General features: G+C 72.1%; 3 protein-coding genes and 1 pseudogene. 1 reads left to right on the top strand and 3 read right to left on the bottom strand.

Features of this window, described 5'->3' with window-relative positions:
* Nucleotides 1-2: 2 nt before the first annotated feature.
* From ACLZOT_RS32880 to ACLZOT_RS32870, 3 genes and pseudogenes are all read right to left on the bottom strand, one after another.
* The gene (locus ACLZOT_RS32880) at nt 3-437 is read right to left on the bottom strand and encodes a nuclear transport factor 2 family protein (protein WP_416972771.1); all 435 of its coding nucleotides are present in this window, start codon (nt 435-437) and stop codon (nt 3-5) included.
* Nucleotides 434-10,690, bottom strand: a pseudogene (locus ACLZOT_RS32875) (type I polyketide synthase); the annotation flags it as partial. The gene ACLZOT_RS32880 and the pseudogene ACLZOT_RS32875, both read right to left, overlap by 4 nt.
* 22 nt (nt 10,691-10,712) lie before the next feature.
* On the bottom strand, nt 10,713-18,149 hold the full coding sequence (locus ACLZOT_RS32870) for a beta-ketoacyl synthase N-terminal-like domain-containing protein (RefSeq protein ID WP_416972770.1): 7,437 nt from the start codon (nt 18,147-18,149) through the stop codon (nt 10,713-10,715).
* Between the two features lie 166 nt (nt 18,150-18,315).
* On the opposite strand from ACLZOT_RS32870, the gene ACLZOT_RS32865 reads away from it, so the two are divergent.
* Nucleotides 18,316-19,035, top strand: coding sequence for a thioesterase II family protein (locus ACLZOT_RS32865; protein ID WP_416972769.1), 720 nt, complete (start codon nt 18,316-18,318; stop codon nt 19,033-19,035).
* The last annotated feature ends 323 nt before the right edge of the window (nt 19,036-19,358 follow it).

The following is a 19,358-nucleotide window of genomic DNA, read 5'->3' as shown; positions in this document are numbered from 1 at the left end:
GATCAGCCGAGGACCGCGAGATCGGATGTACCCCAGTACGACTTCAGGTTCGTGATGAGACCGGACCCGTCGATACGGATGAGCTGCATCGATGCCCGCCGCACCCGCGCCCGCCCCGGATCCCCGGGAACCGCCAGCCACCCGCGCTCCGCGTACAGTGCCCCGACCGGCAGATAGTCCATGACGGACGTCACGTGCATCAGCACATGCAACGCGTCCTGCCCCGCGACCGGCTGCGCCGCCTCCTCACGCACCCGCGCCGACAGCAGCAGCGCGTAGTGCGCGCGCACGGCGTCGTGCCCGGCGACCGGATCGGGGCCCACCGGATCCTCGACGACCGCGTCCGGCGCGTACAACTCGACGATCGCGTCCAGATCCCCGGCGTTGACCCGCCGGTTGTACTCCAAGGCCCGCTTCTTACGGGCGACTTCGTTCATCGCTGACCCTCCACGGTCCGTCCGTTGCCGCTGTCCTTGCCGAGGTCCCGGTCGACGAACGCGAGGATCTCCTCCGCCGACGCGTCCTGGATCCGCGCCGCCACCGCCGACACCTCCGCCGCACCCGACGGCACGTCGAGGCGGGCCAGCGTCGCGCGCAGCCGCCCGGCCAGCTCCAGCCGCGCGCCGCCGTCCCGCTCCGACACCGCCAGCAACGAGCCCTCCAGCCGCTCGAACTCCGCGAGCAGACCGGCCAGCGGATCCACCGCGCGCGGCGCCAGCTCCGCACCGAGCCGCGCGGCCAGCGCCGCCGGATCCGGATGGTCGAACACGAACGTCGCCGGCAACTTCAGCCCCGTCGCCGCCGAGAGCCGGTTGCGCAACTCCACCGCCGTCAACGAGTCGAAGCCCAGGTCACGCAGCCCCTGCGACGCGTTGACCTCAGTCGCCGCGTCGTACCCGAGCACCGCCGCGACATGCGTGCACACCAGATCCAGCAGCATCCGCTCCCGCTCCGCCTCGGACGCCGTACCGAGCGCCTTCAGCAGCGCCGACGCGCCCGCCGAGACCCCGCCGCCCGCCTTGCCCGGCCGCACCAGGCCCCGCAGGAGCGCCGGTACGGGACGGCTCCCCGCCTCCCGCCGCAGCCGGCCCAGGTCGAGACGGACCGGCGCGAGCAGCGGGAGGCCGCTCGCCCACGCGGCATCCAGCAGCGCCAGCCCCTCGTCGGCGCCGAGGCCCACGACACCCGCGCGAGCGTGCCGCGCCCGGTCGGCGTCCGTGAGACGGCCCGACATGCCGTCCGGCAGGTCCCAGTAACCCCAGGCGAGCGACACGGCGTGCGCGCCACCCCCGTACCGGTGGACGGCCAGTGCGTCCAGGAACGCGTTCGCGGCCGTGTAGCTGCCCTGGCCGGGACCGCCGAGGAGCCCGGCGACCGACGAGTACAGGACGAACGCGGACAGGTCCAAGTCCCGTGTCAGCTCGTGCAGATGCCACGCCGCGTCCGCCTTCACCCGCATGACCTCCTCGACCTGCTCGGCCGTGAGGTTCTGCACCACCGCGTCGCTCACCGTGCCCGCGCAGTGGAAGACGGCCGTCAGCGGATGCGCCTCGGGAACCGACGCCACCAGCGCCTCGGCGGCCTCCCGGTACCCCGGATCACAGGCGGCGAACGACACCCGCGCCCCGAGCGCCGACAACTCGGCCCCCAGCTCCAGCGCCCCCGGCGCGTCGGCACCCCGCCTGCTGCACAGCAACAGATGCCGGGCACCGTACCGGCTCACGAGATGCCGGGCCGTCAGGGCGCCCAACGCCCCTGTCCCCCCGGTGATCAGCACGGTCCCCTCAGGATCGAACGGCACCGGCAGCACGAACACGGCGGACGAGGGCGCGACGGGAGCCTGCCGCACATCCCACACGTCCGGTACGCCCGCCGCCCCGGCGGCCCGCACCCAGCTCCACCCTTCCGGCACCGGCGCCACCACCCCGGCCCCGACGACCGCCACCGGCCCCACACCACCGAAGTCCCCCATCACCCGGTCACCCACGGAGACTTCACCGGCCTCGTCACCGACCTCCGTCACCACACCGGCCCCGGTGACCCCGGCCGCCCGCACCGCGACCCGCACCTCACCCGCCGCCAACTCCCGCCCCACCTCAGGCGCGTCGACGACCTCCCACGCCTCGCCGGACCACACCAGCCGCCACCACGACCCGACCGGCGCCGCCAGCCGCCCCGACGGATCGTCCCGAACGAACCGAGGCACCAGCACCCGACCCGCCCGCAACGCCAACTCCGGCTCCGCACAGGCGAGTACGCCCGGCAGGGCCGCCAAGGAGTGCGGCTCGCCGTCGACATCGACCAGCGTCAACCGCCCCGGATTCTCCGCCTGAGCACTCCGCACCAACCCCCACAACGCGGCCCCGACCGGCTCCCCGCGCCCCTCACCCGGCCGCGCGACCACCGCACCCCGCGTCACGACGACCAGCCGACTCGCCGCGAACACCGGATCGTCGACCCACTCCTTGAGCACCGCCAACAACCCCACCACAGCCTCCGACGCCCCCACCCCGCCCGTCGCGCACTCCACGACCACGACATCGGGCACCTCACCCCGCAACCCGTCCAACGCCCCGCACACCGGCACCCCGTCGAGCAGCGAACCCCCCGCCGAGACCACCCCGGCCCGCACCGCACTCGTGGCCACCTCCGCCTCGCCCCACACCAACCGGAACAACGCGTCCCGCTCGGCACGAGCCCCCACGATCTGCCGCGCGGCGACCGGCCGCACCGTCAGCGACTCCAACTCCAGCGCAGCCACCCCGTGTTCATCCACGGCCGACAACGTCAACCGGTCCGCCGCGACCCGCACCACCCGCACCCGCAACCGCTCGGCCCCCGGCACGAACACCCGCAACCCGCTCCAGTCGAACGGCAACAACACATCACCCGACGCGGCCGACGACCCCACCGCATCCAGCACCACGGCATGCAACACCGAGTCGAACAACACAGGATGCACCTGATACCGCCCGGCCCTGCCCCCCTCCACCTCACCCAACGCCACCTCGGCGAACAACTCCTCCCCGACCCGCCACACCCCCACGAGCCCCCGCGACGCGTCCCCGAACTCATAGCCGTACGACGCGAGTTCCCCGTACGGATCACCCCCACCGACCGGCACGGCACCGGGCGGCGGCCAGACCCCGCCGAACGCGAACTCCCCGGCGTCGGCGCCGGCCTGAGCGACGACACCCGCGGCATGCCGGGTCCACGCATCCTCACCGACGGGCCGCGCATGCACGGCCACAGAACGCCGACCGTCCCCCTCGGCGGCACCGACCACGACCTGGAGGTCGACCGCACCCTCATCTCCGAAGACCAGCGGAGTGTGCAGCGTCAACTCCACCACCTCGTCACAGCCGGTCCGCGCGGCGGCCTGCAACGCCAGCTCCACGAACGCCGACCCCGGCAGCAACACCCGGTCCATGACCTGGTGTTCGGCCAGCCACGCCTGATCCCGCGCTGCCAGCCGGCCGGTCAGCAACCGGCTGTCCCCGTCGGCGAGTTCCACGACCGCGCCGAGCAACGGATGCCCCGCCGGGACGAGTCCGAAGCCCGTGGGGTCGCCGGCGACACCCCTGCGGCCGTCCAGCCAGTACCGCTGATGCTGGAACGCGTACGTCGGTAGATCCACGACACGCGGCGGCGGGACAGCGGGGAACCAGCGACGCCAGTCGATGTCGGCGCCCGCGGTGAAGGCTTGGGCGGCGGCGAGGGTGAGTTGCTTCACGGTGCCGTGGTCGCGGCGCAGGGTCGGGACGACGGTCCCGGTGCCGAGGGTTTCCTCCATCGGGAGGGTGAGCACCGGGTGGGGGCTGGCCTCGATGAAGAGGCGGTAGCCGTCCTGGTGGAGGGTTGTGAGGGTGTCGGAGAAGCGGACCTGCTCGCGGAGGTTGGTGACCCAGTACTCGGCAGTCAGAGTGCCGGTGTCGATACGGCTTGCGGTGACGGTGGAGTAGAAGGCGATGTCGGACTCCGCGACCGGACGGACCTCGGCGAGCCGCTCGGTCAACTCCTCGGCGAGTTGGTCTATTTGTGCATTGTGGGAGGCGTAGCCCACGTCGATGAGGCGTGCCCTCAGTCCCCGCGCCTCAGCCTCCGCAACCACCGCCGCCACATCGGCGGGCGGCCCTGAGATCACCGTGGAGGAGGCGCTGTTGACCACGGCGACGGACACACCCGGCCGCTCGTCCCCGATCAGTGCACGCACCTCGTCCGGTCCGGCGCCGATCGAGGCCATGTCACCCCGGCCCTGCAACTGCCGCAGCGCATCACTGCGGACGGCGACGATCCTCGCCGCGTCCGAGAGCGACAGCACCCCCGCGACGCAGGCCGCAGCTATCTCACCCTGCGAATGCCCAAGTACTGCGGCGGGACGAACGCCGTAGTCCTCCCAGACAGCGGCGAGGGAGACCATCACGGCCCACAGGACCGGCTGCACCACATCGACACGGTCCAAGTCACCGCCACCCCGCAGCACGTCGGTCAGCGACCAGTCGACATGAGGCGCAAGGGCCCTCTCGCACTCCGCGATCCGCGCCGTGAACACCAGTGATTCGTTGAGAAGTTGGGCCCCCATCCCCACCCACTGCGACCCTTGCCCCGGAAACACCAGCACCGGCCCGGGTCCGATGTCCCCGGCCACCCCCGACACCATGTCCTCACCGACCACGACAGCCCGGTGCTCGAACACCGACCGCGTCGTCGCGAGGGACCACCCCACCTCACTCGCCGTCGCCTCCAACTCGCCCAGCCGCCGCACCTGTTCACCAAGCGCCGCCTCACTCCGTGCCGAGACGACCCACGGCACAAGCCCAGGCTCCTCGACGGAAGCAGCCTCTTCGGACAGCGGCGCCTCCTCCAGGATCACGTGCGCATTGGTCCCCGAGATCCCGAACGCCGACACCCCCGCCCGACGCGGACGTTCCCCTCGCGCCCACGGCACTGCCTCCGACAGGAGCTGCACCCCACTTCCTTCCCACTGCACATGCGGGGTCGGCGCATCGATGTGCAGGGAACGCGGAAGCAACTCGTTCCGCAGCGCCATCACCGTCTTGATGACCCCCGCGACGCCGGCCGACGCCTGCGCGTGCCCGATGTTCGACTTCACCGACCCCAGCCACAACGGCCGTTCGCCGGGCCGCTCCTGGCCGTACGTCGCGAGGAGCGCGTTCGCCTCGATCGGGTCGCCCAGGGTCGTGCCGGTGCCGTGTGCCTCGACGGCGTCGATGTCCTCGGCGGAGAGACGGGAGTTGGCTAGGGCCTGCCGGATCACCCGTTGCTGGGCCTGCCCGTTGGGCGCGGTGAGGCCGTTGCTCGTGCCGTCCTGGTTGATGGCCGAGCCCCGGATCAGGGCGAGGACGCGGTGGCCGTTGCGGCGTGCCTCGGAGAGCCGCTCCAGGACGACCAGCCCGACGCCCTCGGCCCAGCCGGTGCCGTCGGCGGCCGCGGCGAACGGCTTGCACCGGCCGTCCTGCGCCAGCCCCCGCTGGAGCGAGAACTCGATGAACGCGCCCGGCGTCGCCATCACCGTGGCCCCGCCCGCGAGCGCGAGCGAACACTCGCCCTGCCGCAGCGCGTGCGCCGCCTGATGGATCGCGACCAGCGACGACGAGCACCCGGTGTCCAGCGTCATTGCCGGCCCTTCGAGACCGAGCACGTACGACACCCGGCCGGACGCGACACAGCCGAGGTTGCCGGTGCCGATGTACCCCTCCACCTCGGTGGACTGCTCACCGACCAGCGCGAGGTAGTCGAAGATGGTCAGCCCCGCGAACACCCCGGTGTCACTGCCCTTGAGCGTCGCCCGGTCGAGCCCCGCGCGCTCGATTGCCTCCCAGGCCGTCTCCAGGAGCAGCCGCTGCTGGGGGTCCATCGCGACGGCCTCGCGCGGACTGATCCCGAAGAACTCGGCGTCGAAGTCCCCCGCGTCGTACAGGAATCCGCCCTCGCGGACATAGCTGGTCCCCCGGCTCTCCGGATCCGGGTCGTACAGCTTCTCCAGGTCCCAGCCCCGGTCGTCGGGAAAGCCCCCCATCGCGTCACGGCCGTCCGCGACCAGGTCCCACAGATCCTCGGCGGACCGCACCCCGCCCGGATACCGGCAGGCCATCCCGATGATCGCGATCGGCTCGTCATCGGCGACCGCGACGGCCGCACGCGCCGCGTCCACGGCCGCCACGTCCCCCGACAACTCGGCACGCAGGACACCCGCGAGGGCGTCCGGCGTCGGATGATCGAAGACGACCGTGGTCGGCAACGTCAGGCCGGTGCTCTTGTTGAGCCGGTTGCGCAACTCGACCGCGGTCAACGAGTCGAACCCCAGCTCCTGGAACGGCTTCGAGGCGGGCACGGAGTCCACGTCCGCGTGTCCCAGCGTCGCCGCCGCCTGCTCACGCACATGCTGAAGCAGAACCTGCCGCTGCTGAACCGGATTCGCCGACGCCAACTCCCGCTGAAGCTCCTGCGACGACCCCGCCACCGCACCGGACTCCTGCTCCGCCGCCACGTTCTCCCGCCGGTTCTCCGGCAGATCCGCGAGCAGCGGACTGGGCCGCTGCGCGGTGAACGTCGGAGTGAACCGCGCCCAGTCGAAGTTCGCGACGGTCAGCGTGGGTTCCCCCGAACTGATCGCCTGATGCAGCGCCTTGACACACAACTCCGCGTCCAGCGGATGCAGCCCGAACCGCGAGAAGAACGTCAACGTCGTCTGATCGGCAGCCATCCCGGCATCGGCCCACGGCCCCCACGCCACGGACGTGGCAGGCAGCCCCAACCCATGCCGGTGCTCGGCGAGCGCGTCGAGGAAGTGATTGGCGGCCCCGTACGCCCCCTGCTGCCCACTGCCCCACACCCCAGCTCCGGACGAGAACATCACGAACGCCGAAAGCTCCAACTCCCGCGTCAACTCATGCAGATGGAGCGCGGCAAGCGCCTTGGGCCGCAGCACCTCGTCCAGATCGGCACCCGACAACTCGGCGATCCCGATGTAGTTCGGCACTCCCGCCGCGTGGATGACGGCTGTGGGCGGGTGGGCCTCGATGAGGGCGCGGAGTTGGTCGGGGTCGCTGACGTCGCAGGCGGTTACGGTGACTTGGGTGCCCAAGTCGGTGAGTTCGGCGGCGAGTTGGTGGGCGCCGGGGGCGTCGGGTCCTCGTCGGCTGGTGAGGTGGAGGTGGGGTGCGCCTTGGTCGGCGAGCCAGCGCGCCAGTACGGCGCCGATGCCGCCCGTGCCACCGGTGATGAGCGTCGTCCCCTCGGGTTGCCAACCCACTTTGATCTCCGCCGGCTTGGCGTGGACCAGCCGCCGGGCGTGCACCCCGGTCGGGCGCAGGGCGATCTGATCCTCGTCCTGCTGGATCAACGCGGCGGCAAGACGGGGGAGTGTCTGGTGGTCGATCCGGGCGGGAAGGTCGACGAGGCCGGCCCACAGCCGGGGGTACTCCAGTGCGGCGACTCGGCCAAGTCCCCAGACCTGGGCCTGAATCGGGTTCGTGAGACTGTCTCCGACAGCGCCCTGAGTGATGGTGTGGAGGGGAGTGTCTGTGGCGGCGAGCGCCTGGACGAGGGCAGTGGTCGCGGCGAGCCCTGCGGGTACGGCGGGGTGGTCGGGGTGCGGATCCTCGTCCAGGGCGAGGAGGTTGACGATGCCGGTGAGACCGGAGGTGTCCAGCTCGGGCAGTTCGCCGGACCGGGTGTCGATCAACTGCTGGCGGACTTCGGCGCCGTGTGCGGTCAGCGCCTGTGCTGTCGCTCGGACGGCCAGGTGGTCGGGGTGCGTGGTGGGGGCGAGGAGAAGCCAGGTGCCGGTTGCCTGCGGTGCTGTCGTGTCGGGGAGACGTTTCCAAGTGATGCGGTAACGCCAGGAGTTGAGGGTGGTCCGCTCGCGGTGGCGTCGACGCCAGGCGGAGAGGACGGGCAAGGCGGGTTCCAGCGCGCCGACTGTCTCGGGCTGGCCGTCGATCTCCAGGCTGCCTGTGAGGGCGTCGATGTCCAAGTCCTCGATGGCTTGCCAGACTTGGGCTTCTAGGGGGTCGGCGGCGGAGGGGGTGAGGGGGGTTGCTGCGGGGGGCTTGAGCCAGTAGTGGTGGTGTTGGAAGGGGTAGGTGGGGAGGTCGATGGTGCGTGGGGGCTCCGGGAACCACCTGCGCCAGTCGATGTCGGCGCCGGAGACGAATGCCTGGGCGGCGGCGAGGGTGAGTTGCTTCAGGGAGCCGTGGTCGCGGCGCAGGGTCGGGACCACGGTCCCCGACTCGATGGTCTCCTCCATCGGCAGGACCAGCACCGGATGGGGACTCACCTCGATGAACAGGCGGTAGCCGTCGGCCTGGAGCGCCTCGACGGTCTCGGCGAAACGGACCTGCTCTCGAAGATTGGTGACCCAGTAGCCGGTGTCGAGCGTGCTGGTGTCGATACGGCCTGCGGTCACGGTCGAGTAGAAGGCGATGTCGGACTCCACCACCGGGCTGACCCCGGACAGCCGTTCCGTCAACTCCTCGGCGAGTTGGTCTATTTGTGCATTGTGGGAGGCGTAGCCCACGTCGATGAGGCGTGCCCTCAGTCCCCGCGCCTCAGCCTCCGCAACCACCGCCGCGACATCGGCGGGCGGGCCTGAAATGACCCTGGAGGAGGCACTGTTGACCACGGCGACGGACACACCCGGCCGCTCGTCCCCGATCAGTGCACGCACCTCGTCCGGTCCGGCGCCGATCGAGGCCATGTCACCCCGGCCCTGCAACTGCCGCAGCGCATCACTGCGGACGGCGACGACCCTCGCCGCGTCCGAGAGCGACAGTGCTCCCGCCACGCAGGCCGCAGCTATCTCACCCTGCGAATGCCCCATCACTGCGGCGGGACGGACGCCGTAGTCCTCCCAGACGGCGGCGAGGGAGACCATCACCGCCCACAGGACCGGCTGCACCACATCGACACGGTCCAACCCGCCCCCGTCCCGCAGCACTGCGGTCAACGACCAGTCCACGTGAGGCGCAAGGGCCTGCTCACACTCCCCGATCCGCGCCGCGAACACCTCGGACTCATCCAGCAGTTGAGCCCCCATGCCCACCCACTGCGACCCCTGCCCAGGGAACACCAGCACCGGCCCAGGCCCCACATCCCCCGCCACCCCCGACACCACATCCCCACCCACCACAACAGCCCGATGCTCTAACACCGACCGCGTCGTCGCGAGCGACCATCCCACCTCCGCCGCCGACGCCTCCAACTCCCGCACCCGCCGGACCTGTTCCTCCAGCGCCCCTTCACTCCGCGCAGACACCACCCACGGCACCACCCCCACCCCCACCCCACCCGACACCTCAACATCCCCCAACGGCGCCTCCTCCAAAATCAGATGCGCATTAGTCCCCGAAATCCCGAACGAAGACACCCCCACCCGCCTCAACCGCCCACTCTCCGGCCACATCCGAGGCTCGGTGACAACCTCCACCGCCCCCCACTCAACATGCGGGCTCAACTCCTCCACATGCAGCGTCGCGGGCAACACCCCCTGCCGCAGCGCCATCACACTCTTGATGACCCCGGCCACCCCAGCAGTCGCATGCGTATGCCCGATATTCGACTTCAACGACCCCACCAACAACGGCCGCTCCCGCCCACCACCCCCGTACGCCGCGATCAGCGCCTGCGCCTCGATCGGATCCCCCAACCGCGTCCCAGTCCCATGCGCCTCAACCGCATCAACCTCGTCGGCGGTCAGCCGCGCATCGGCAAGGGCGGCCCGGATGACCCGCTCCTGAGCGGCATCGTTAGGCGCGGTGAGCCCGTTCGAGGCACCGTCCTGGTTCACGGCCGAACCCCGGATCACGGCAAGGACGTTGTGCTGATTACGTTGCGCGTCGGAGAGGCGTTCGAGGAGGATCAGGCCGACCCCTTCGGAGAACCCGGTCCCGTCCGCCGCTGCGGCGAACGGTTTGCAACGCCCGTCGGGCGCCAGCCCCCGCTGCCGGGAGAACTCCGTGAACATGAGGGGGCTCGACAGGACGAGGACGCCTCCCGCGACCGCGAGTTCGCACTCGCGTCGCCGTAGGGCCTGGCCGGCGAGGTGGATGGCCACAAGGGAGGCCGAGCAGGCGGTGTCGACGGTGATCGCGGGGCCTTCGAGTCCGTACGTGTAGGCGACGCGTCCGGAGATGACGCTCGTGAGGCTTCCGGTGGTGGCGTGTCCTTCGAACCCTTCGGGGATGCGGGCGAGTTGGGACATGTAGTCCTCGCTGGAGACCCCGGCGTACACCCCTGTACGGCTTCCTTTGAGGGTGTGGGGGTCGATGCCTGCGCGTTCGAACAGTTCCCATGAGGTCTCCAGCATCAGGCGCTGCTGGGGGTCCATGGCCAGGGCCTCGCGGGGGCTGATGCCGAAGAACTCGGCGTCGAAGTCGGTGGCGTGGTCGACGAAGCCGCCGTGGCGGACGTAACTCGTGCCGTAGTGCGCCGGGTCGGGGTGGTAGAGAGAGTCCAGGTCCCAGCCTCGGTCGGTCGGGAAGTCCTCGATCGCGTCCTTTCCGGCCACCACCAGGTCCCAGAGTTCCTCCGGGGAGGAGACGCCGCCCGGGAAGCGGCAGGCCATGCCGACGATCGCAATCGGCTCCCGCTCCTGTTGCTGATGGTCCGTCAAGCGCTGGCGGGTGTCCTGGAGTTCTGTCGTCACCCGGCGTAGGTACTCGACCAGTTGCTCTTCGCTCGCCATGGAGTCACCCGGCCTTCGGAGTGGGGGTCTCGTGCCTGACACCGAGTTCGTTGTCGATGAAGTCGAGGAGCTGGTCGGCGGACGCGGCCTTGAGCCGGTGCGCGGACTCCGTGCTGTTCGGACCCCGTCGGCGGGTGAGGAGCGCCTCCAGGCGGGCGGTGATCTCGTCCGTGTCGTGATGGCCGTTCGCCGCCAAGGAGTTCTCCAGCCGGGTCAGGTCGGCCAGGACCGTGTCGGCGGCGCGGGGCGGTGGTGCCGTCGAGGTCAGGCGGTCCCGGAGGTGGGTGGCGACCGCCGTCGGGGTCGGGTGGCGGTAGACGAACGCTGTGGGCAGGCGCAGTCCGGTGTCGGCGGCGAGCCGGTTGCGGAGTTCGACCGCGGTCATCGAGTCGAGTCCCAGTTGTTTGAACGTGGCGTCGCCGTGCAGGGCTTCGGGGTCGGTGCGGCCGAGGACCGCGGCCGCGTGGGCGCGTACGGCGTCCACCAGGGCGCGGAGTTGTTCGGTGGTGGAGAGGGGGGCCAGCCTGGTGGACCAGTCCGTGGGGGGTCGGTGGGTCGCGGCTGTGCGGCGGGTGGGGGGCCGTGGCTCGGTCGACGTACGCGGGGTGCTGCGGGTCGCCACCAGGAGTGAGCCGCCGTACGCCCGTGCTGTGTCGAGCAGTTGGGGTACTTCGTCGGGTGTGTCGTACGTCAGGACCAGGCCCCGGCGCAGTCCCACCGCCTCGCAGGCCGCGTCGGCTGCCGAGCGTGGGATGCCGTGGCTGTCCTGGTCGGGGCGCAGGACGGCGAACAGGGCGAGGGGGAGGTGTGCGGTCGCGGTGTCCAGGGTCTGGACGGTGTCGGGGTTCGGGTGAGTGCCGGACGCGTAGACGACTGCGGTGAGTTGGAGGGCGTCGAGGGGCGGGACGGCGTTCTCGGGGAGGAGCAGTGTTCGGGCTACCTGTCCGGTGCTGGTGAAGTGGTCGCCGATCGCGGTGAGGAGGTCCGTGTCCGGGCCGGTGAGCAGGAGGGTGCCGTCCGGGTCGAGGGGTGGTGGTTCGGTGGCCGTCGGCGTCCGCCGCAGCGCGTACAGCGCCGCTCGCGGCCTCAACTGCCCTGCGTCCGCCGCGACAAGGACGACGCTCCCGTACGTGAGCACCTCCTCGCCCGCCGGGTCGCTGACCACGACCCGCCAGGTGTTCTCTCCGTCGAGCGGGGTGAGGTGTGCACGTACGGCGCCCGCGCCCGTGGCCCGGAGTCGTACGCTCTCGAAGGTGAACGGCAGCCACACCGCATCGGCACCAGGTGGGTCCGTGGTGAGGGTCGCCGGTTGCAGCGCCGCGTCGAGCAGGGCCGGGTGGATGCCGAAACCGTCGGTGCCGCGTGCCTCCTCGGGGAGCACGGCCTCGGCGAACAGTTCCCCGCCTCGGCGCCATAGGGAGCGCAACCCCCTGAATACAGGCCCGTATTGGATGTCGTCCCGGTCGTAGCACCCGCTCAGCTCGACGGGTTCGGCGCCCGGCGGCGGCCACGTCCCGTCCCCGGGCGCGGTCTCCTCGGCCGCTTCCGGCGCGAGTTGTCCCTCGGCATGGCAGGTCCAGTCGGCAGCGCCGTCGGGGCGGGCGTACACGCGCAACTCGCCCTTGCCGGCCACGATCTGGACCTGGAGTCCTCCGATCTCGGGCAGTGCCAGGGGCGCCGTGAGTGTCAGATCGTCGACGCCCGCGCATCCCGTCTCGTCGGCGGCCCGCAGCGCCCACTCCACGACGACGGAGGCGGGCACGACGGCGTTGCCGAAGAGCGTGTGTCGAGTGAGCCAGGGCTGACCGTCCCGGCTGAGGCGTCCGGTGAGCAACCACCCGTCCCCGTCGGCGAGTTCGACGGCCGTCCCCAGCACCGGGTGCCCGGACGGGTCCGTGGCCCCGCTGGGCGCGTCCAGCCAGTACCGGCGCCGCTGGAAGGGGTACGTGGGCAGCTCCACGCCCGCCGCGCCCCCGGCCGGGAACCACTTCTCCCACCGCACCGCGCACCCGGCGACGAACGCGTGCGCCAGCGACTGTGCCACCCGGTACGCCCCGCCGTCGTGCCGCCGCAGCGTCGGGACGGCGAGGGCGTCGACCTCGGCCTCCTCGAACGACTCCGCCAGCGCCGGGACGAGCACGGGATGGCTGCTGGCCTCGATGAACACCCGGTGCCCGGCGCCCAGAAGAGCGCTCACGGCATCGGCGAACCGCACCGGCCGGCGCAGGTTGGTGACCCAGTACTCGGCGTCGAGGCTCGCGGTGCCGATCCGGGTCCCTGTCACGGCGGAGTAGAACGCGACGGAGGCCGGCGAGGGTTCGACTCCCGCCAGGACCCCGGCGAGTTCGTCCGCGATGGCGTCGACCTGAGGGCTGTGCGAGGCGTAGTCCACGTCGATGAGCCGGGCGCGCAGCCCGCGCGCTTCCGCGTCGGCGACGACGGCCGCGGTCTCGGCGGGCGGTCCCGAAATCACCGTGGAGGAGGGCCCGTTGACGGCGGCGACGCCCACCCCGGCGTAGGCGTCGACCAGTTCGGCCGCCTCCGTCTGCCCCACCCCGAGCGAGGCCATCGCGCCGGAACCGGCGAGCTTGCGCAACGCGGCGCTGCGCAGCGCCACGACCTTGGCGCCGTCCTCCAGCGTGAGCGCTCCGGCGACGCAGGCGGCGGCGATCTCCCCCTGTGAGTGGCCGACCACGGCTGCGGGGCGGACACCGTACTCGGCCCATACTGCGGCGAGCGACACCATCACCGCCCACAGCACCGGCTGGACGACGTCGACGCGATCCAACTCCCCTCCGCCCCGCAGTACTTCGGTGAGGGACCAGTCGACATGGGGCTCAAGGGCCCGCTCGCACTCCCCGATCCGCGCCGCGAACACCGGTGATTCGTCGAGGAGTCGGGCTCCCATGCCGGCCCACTGGGAGCCTTGGCCCGGGAACACCAGCACCGGTCCGGGGCCGAGGTCGGACGCCACGCCGGACACGGTCTCGCGTCCCAGCAGGACGGCCCGGTGCTCGAACACGGCACGGGTCGTGGCGAGGGCGCGTCCCACCTCTGTGGCGGATACGTCGTTCAACTCGCCGAGCCGTCGCACCTGTTCGGCCAGGGCTGCCGGGTCGCGCGCGGACACCACCCAGGGTGCTGCCTCCAACTCCTCGGCGGGGGACGCCTCTTCGGGGGACGGCGCCTCCTCCAGGATCACGTGCGCGTTGGTCCCCGAGATCCCGAACGACGACACCCCCGCCCTGCGCACCCGCGCGCCCCGCGTCCACGGCACGGCCTCGGTGAGCAGCCGTACCGCTCCCGCCGGCCAGTCCACGTGCCGGCTCGGCTCGTCGACGTGCAGGGTGGCGGGGAGGCGTCCGTGCCGCAGCGCCAGCACCGTCTTGATCACTCCGGCGATGCCCGCAGCCGCCTGGGTGTGCCCGATGTTCGACTTCAGCGAGCCGAGCCACAGCGGTACGGTCCGGTCCTGGCCGTACGTCGCGATGAGGGCCTGGGCCTCGATCGGGTCGCCGAGGGTGGTGCCGGTGCCGTGCGCCTCCACGGCGTCGATGTCGCCCGCCGTGAGCCGGGCGTCGGTGAGGGCGGCGCGGATGACGCGTTGCTGCGAGGGGCCGTTGGGGGCGGTGAGTCCGTTGCTGGCGCCGTCCTGGTTGACGGCCGAACCGCGTACGACGGCCAGGACTTGGTGGCCGGCCCGCCTCGCGTCGGAGACGCGTTCCAGGAGGACGAGCCCGACGCCCTCGGCCCATCCCGTGCCGTCGGCCGCCGCCGCGAAGGGTTTGCAGCGGCCGTCGGGGGCCAGGCCGCGCTGGCGGGAGAACTCGGTGAACATGCCCGGTGTGGCGAGGACCGTCGCTCCCCCGGCGAGCGCGAGCCGGCACTCGCCGCGTCGGAGGGCCTGGGCGGCGAGGTGCAGGGTCACCAGGGACGACGAGCAGGCGGTGTCGACGGTCAGCGCGGGGCCTTCGAGGCCGAAGGTGAACGCGAGGCGGCCCGAGGCGACGCTCGGGGTGCTGCCGGTCAGCAGGTAGCCGTCCGTGGCCTGAGCGGGTTCGTGCAGGCGGGGGCCGTAGTCCTGGCCGGTCATGCCGATGAACACGCCGGTGGAACTCCCCTTCAGGGAAAGGGGATTCACCCCCGCCCTCTCGAACGCCTCCCAGGCGCACTCCAGGAGCAGCCGTTGCTGCGGGTCGACGGCGAGCGCCTCGCGGGGGCTGATGTCGAAGAACTCGGCGTCGAAGTCGGCCGCGTCGTACAGGAATCCGCCGTGGCGGGTGTGGCTGGTGCCGGGGCGGTCCGGGTCGGGGTGGAAGAGGTGCTCCAGGTTCCAGCCCCGGTCGGTGGGGAAGTCACCGATCGCGTCGGTGCCGTCGGCGAGCAGCTGCCAGAGGGCTTCGGGGGTGTCGGCGCCGCCCGGGTAGCGGCAGCTCATGGCGACGACGGCGATCGGGTCGTCGTCCGGCCGCGCGGGAGCGGAGGTGACGACGGCTTCCGGGAGCGTGTCCGTGAGCAGGCCGGTCAGGTGGTCGGCGACGGCGTCCGGGGTGGGGTGGTCGAAGGTGAGGGTGGCGGGGAGGTGGAGGCCGGTCGCGGTGCGGAGGCGTTCGCTGAGTTCGGCGGCGGCGGCCGAGTCGAAGCCCAACTGTTTGAAGGTACGGGTGGGTTGGACGGTGGCGGGGGTGGCGCCGAGTACGGCGGCGACGTGCTCGCGGACGAGCGTGGGAACGTCGGCGCCTTGAGGCACCGGCTCCGAGACCAGCGGCTCCGCAGGCACCGCGCCCGACGGCACTGCCTCCAACTGCACCTGCTGCGGGGGCTCTTCAGGCCCCAGCTCCGGCCAGTACCGCTCCCGCTGGAAGGCGTAGGTGGGCAACTCCACACGCACGCGCGACCCTTGAGCCCCCCGCCTCTGAGCGAACTCCACCTCCCCGCCCCGCACATACACCTCCGCCAGCGCCGCCACGAACGTCGCGACCTCCCCCCTCCCCCGCCGCCCCACCGGCACCACCACGGGACGCCGCCGCACCCCCTCGGGAAAACACTCCCGCGCCATGGCCGACAACTGCGCGTCCGGCCCGACTTCGAGGAACGTCGACACCCCCCGCTCGCACATCCCCCGCACCCCGTCCAGGAACCGCACAGGTTCCCGCGCATGCCGGGCCCAGTACTCGGGATCGGCGAGCCCGTCCCCGATCAGCTCACCGGTCACCCCGGAGACGACGGGAACGACCGGCGTCCGGAAGGCCAACCCGGCGGCGACAGCGCGCAGTTCGTCGAGCACGGCGTCCATGTGCGGCGAGTGGAAAGCGTGGCTGACCTTCAGCCGGCTGACCTTCCGCCCCCGCTCCCGCCACCCGGCCGTCAGCGCCTCCACGGTCTCCCGGTCCCCCGACACCACCACGGCCGACGGCCCGTTGACGGCGGCGACGGCGACCCGTCCCTCGTACCCGGCGAGCAGTTCCCCCGCCTCCTCGGCGCTCGCCTGCCACGCGGCCATCGCTCCCGCTGCCGTCACCCCTTGCATGAGCCGTCCCCGCGCGGCCACGAGCGCGCTCGCGTCGTCGAGGGAGAGGGCCCCGGCGACGTGCACGGCGGCGATCTCGCCCACCGAGTGACCCAGCAGACAGTCGGCGCTCAGCCCGAAGGACTCGGCGAGGCGGTAGAGGCTGGTCTCGACGGCGAAGAGGGCGGGTTGGGTGTAGCAGGTGCGATCAAGCAGGTCGTCGCCGAGGACGATGTCCCGTAACGGCCGGTCCAGGTGGACATCGAGGGCCGCGCACGCGGCGTCGAAGGCATCGGCGAAGACGGGGAAGGCGGCGTACAACTCGCGCCCCATACCGGGCCGTTGAGCGCCCTGCCCGCTGAAGAGGTACGCACACTTGCCCTCGGGGTCCACCTCGCCCCGTACGACGGACGCGCTCTCCCCGCCCCTCGCGAGCACGTCGAGGGCGTCGAGGAGTTCCCCGGCGTCCTGCCCGAGGAGGACGGCGCGGTGGGCGAGGGGGGTCCGGGCGGACAGTGCACGGCTCACCTCGACGGCGTCCGGCTCGGCCAAGTGGGCGCGCAGGCGGCCGGCTTGGGCCCGGAGGGCGGGGGCGGTGTGCGCAGAGACCGTCCAAGTCACCGGCTCCACCCAGGCGTTCGGGTCGACGACAGGAGCGACCGGCGCGGCGTCGAGGATCAGGTGAGCGTTGGTGCCCCCCATCCCGAAGGACGACACCCCGGCGATGGGCGGGTGTTCCGGGCGCGGCCACCTGCCGTGTTCCGTACGGACGGTGAGCCCGAGTTCGGCCAACGGCAGCGCGGAGGCGGTGTAGTTGAGGCTCGGGGCGAGTTCCCGATGGTGGATGCTGAGCGCTGTCTTGAGGAGCCCGACGATCCCGGCGGCGGCTTCGAGGTGGCCGACGTTCGTCTTCGCGGAGCCCACGGCCAGCGGCATCGTGCGGGCCTCGTCCTGGCCGAGGGCGGCGCCGAGCGCGGCGGCCTCGATGGGGTCGCCCACGGGGGTGCCGGTGCCGTGGAGTTCGACGTACTGCACCTCGTGCGGCTGCACCCCGGCTGTCCGGCAGGCGAGTTGGATGACGTCCCGCTGGGCCTGTGCGCTGGGGCGGGTGAGGCCGTCGGTGGCGCCGTCGTTGTTGACGGCGGAGCCGCGGATCAGACAGTAGACGGGGTCGCCGGCGTGCTGGGCGGCCGTGAGGGTCTTGAGGACGACGAGGCCGCCGCCCTCGCCGCGGACGAACCCGTCGGCGTCGGCGTCGAAGGGGCGGCAGCGGCCGTGGGCGGAGAGGCCGCCGAAGCGGGCGTCGGCCAGCAGGGTCGTGTGCGGGGAGCAGATGAGGTTGGCGCCGCCCGCGAGGGCCAGGGTGCAGTCGCCGTGCCGCAGGCTCTCGCAGGCGAGGTGGACGGCGACCAGGGAGGAGGACTGGGCGGTGTCGACCGTGAGGCTCGGGCCGGTCAGGTCGTAGGTGTGGGAGAGGCGGTTGGCGAGGGCGCTGCGGTGGACGCCGGTCATGGTGTGCCGGGTGAGGTTCTGGCCGGGGACGCGGGAGTAGTCGTCCCACAGGGCGCTGACGAACACGCCCGTGCGGCTGCCGGCCAGGGTGGGCGGGCGGATCCCGGCGTCCTCCAGGGCCTCCCAGCCGAGTTCGAGGAGCAGGCGTTGCTGGGGGTCCATGGCCGTGGCCTCGGCGGGGCCGAGGTGGAAGAAGCCGGCGTCGAAGGTGTCGACACGGTCCAGGTAGCCGCCGGGGCCCTGGAGGGCGGAGTCGGTGCGGCGCTGCTGCGGGGGTGTGTCGGTGACGGCGTCGCGGCCTTCGCGCAGGAGGGTCCACCAGGAGCCGGGGTCGGGGGCGCCGGGCAGGCGGCAGGCCATGCCGACGACGGCGATCGGTTCGGGGACGGTGGTCCTCGGGTCCAGGCTCCTCGTGTCCATGGCGCTCCCGGTCCGAAATCGGAGATCACTACCGGTTCGCGGCTCATCCTGGGCGGGTGTTCTAAAGGGGACCCAAATCCCGCCTTTGCCGTACGTCCCTTTAGCCGGGCGCTATGAGGCGGGGCCAGGATCGGGCGGTCGCAGACGCGGCAAGGAGGGAGAGTCCATGGGCGGGGTGTGGCTGCGCCGGTATCACGAGGCGGCGCCGGGAGCGGTACGGCTGGTGTGTTTCCCGTTCGCGGGTGGCTCGGCGAACTATTTCCTGGGCCTGTCGCGCCTGCTCGCGCCCCGGGTCCAGGTCCTGGCGGTCCAGTACCCGGGGCGGCAGGACCGCCGGCGCGAGCCGTGTGTGGAGTCGGTGCCGGCGCTGGCGGAGGGCGTCGTCGCCGACCTCCCCGCAGACGGCGCCCCTGTGGCCCTGTTCGGGCACAGCATGGGTGCGCTCGTCGCCTTCGAGACGGCCCTGCGCCGTACGCCGGCCCACCTGTTCGTCTCCGGCGCGGTGGCCCGCCCGTACCGGCCGTCCCGTCCGCGGAGTCCGGTCACCGAGGACGACGTCCTGGCCCACCTGCGGGAGATGGGCGGCACGGACGCCCGCTTCTTCGCGAGCCCGGAACTGCGGCGCCTGGTCCTGCCGGTGCTGCGGGCGGACTATCAGGCGGTGGCCGCGTACGACCCTCCGGGCCCGGTCCGGCTCGCCTGTCCGGTCACGGCGCTGATCGGCGACAGGGATCCGCGGACCACGCCGCAGGAGGCGGCGACCTGGCGGGAGCGTACGGCCGGTGCTTTCGCCCTCCAGGTGCTGCCGGGCGGTCACTTCTATCTGGACGGGTGTCTGGAGCGGGTGGCGGACCTCGTCATGGGGGCTCTCGCGGCCCGGCGCTGAGAAGACCTGCCGAGATCTGGGCCCATCCGACCCCGCGTTCCCTGTGCGCGTACCTGGACCGGCACTCCCCCGACTTCGTCGGCCTGCCCGCCGGACGTTCCGCCTACCGGCGCTGGAGCGCCCCGGGAGCCGCCGGTCCCCAGACCCCGCCGATCCCGACTCCCGACCCCGACTCCCGATCCCGATCCCCGCCCCGACCTCGTCCCGCCGCCCCAAACCCCGACCCAGCCCCACCCAGCCCCTTCCACCCACCCCCAACCCTCTCCACCCACGCAAAGACCCCGCGCGTCCCGCCGGGGGATGTCCGGGGCGCGCGGGGCCGT

It is taken from the genome of Streptomyces sp. 4F14, from assembly GCF_048159485.1.
GTDB lineage: Bacteria > Actinomycetota > Actinomycetes > Streptomycetales > Streptomycetaceae > Streptomyces.
The sequence above is the reverse complement of the archived record's forward strand: the minus strand, read 5'-3'. Positions and strand labels throughout refer to the sequence as shown.